Annotated in this window: 1 protein-coding gene; it reads right to left on the reverse strand. The window is 70.2% G+C overall.

Features of this window, described 5'->3' with window-relative positions; genetic code table 11:
• Positions 1 to 1,022: RHS repeat domain-containing protein (locus LN042_RS36800; protein ID WP_230055822.1), on the reverse strand; the 1,022-nt coding region annotated here is incomplete at both ends.

Here is a 1,022-nt window from a genome sequence, read left to right on the forward strand (position 1 = left end):
GGGTCGGTCTCGGCGAGCAGGCGGTCGTAGTCGTCGCGTTCGTAGTGGGTGGTGTGGCCCAGGGGATCGGTGATGGCGGTGACTTGGGCGTGTTCGTTGACGGTGTAGGTGGTGGTGTGGCCCAGGGCGTTGGTCTCGGTGTGGAGTTTGAGGCCGGTGTCGGGGTCGGGGGTGCCGTAGGTGAAGTGGAAGCGCAGGGTGCCGTCGGCGCCGCCCTCGTCGATGACGCGGTCGAACTGGTCGTACTGGTAGAGGTATTGGGAGTCGTTGCGGTCGATCCAGGACAGGATCCGCCCCGATGCGTCGTTGATGAACCGCATCGGCTTGCCGGAGGAGTTGTAGACGCTGCTCAGGTGCCCGTCGGTGTAGCCGTAGCGCATGATGAGCGCGTCGTGGCCGTCCTCGCCGCCACCGGCCAGGCGCAGGGCGGTGATGCGGCCGTTGTCGACGGTCACGAGCAGGTGGTAGCCGCCGGAGTGGGTGATGCCTTGCGGGGTGCCGTGCTCGTCGTAGGCGAGGTCGTAGTGACGGCCGAAGCGGTCGCGGACCTTGGTGAGCAGGGCTTCGGTGCCGCCCGCGGTCATGGTGAACTCGCGGGTGAGGCCGGTGGATCGGTCGTGCAGGTGGTAGCCGCCGGTGGCGAGGCGCAGTTTGCGGCGGGTGCCGGCGCTGGCTTCGACGGTCTCGCCGGGGTCGGGGTGGGGGTAGGCCTGGGTGCGGCGGTCGGCGCCGATGTGGACGACGCCCTCGGCGTCGATCTCCAGGCGTTCGTCGAACGTGCAGACCCAGCGCGGGCCCATCCAACGCCCGGCCTGGTAGCCGGATTCGAAGTTGCGGGTGAACAACAGTGGCAGCGAGCCGGGCAGGGAGGCGTCGACCTGGTCGATGAACATCCGCCCGGTCGCCATGTCGACGGGCTCGCCGCCCCCGCAGACCGCGTCATCCGGGCGCCCCGCCTCGCGCGGCTTCTCCGCCTGCTTGCGCCCCGGCCCCGGCCCTTCGGGGTGTTCCTCGCCCGGGTG

It is taken from the genome of Kitasatospora humi (assembly GCF_020907985.1).
Lineage (GTDB): Bacteria > Actinomycetota > Actinomycetes > Streptomycetales > Streptomycetaceae > Kitasatospora > Kitasatospora humi.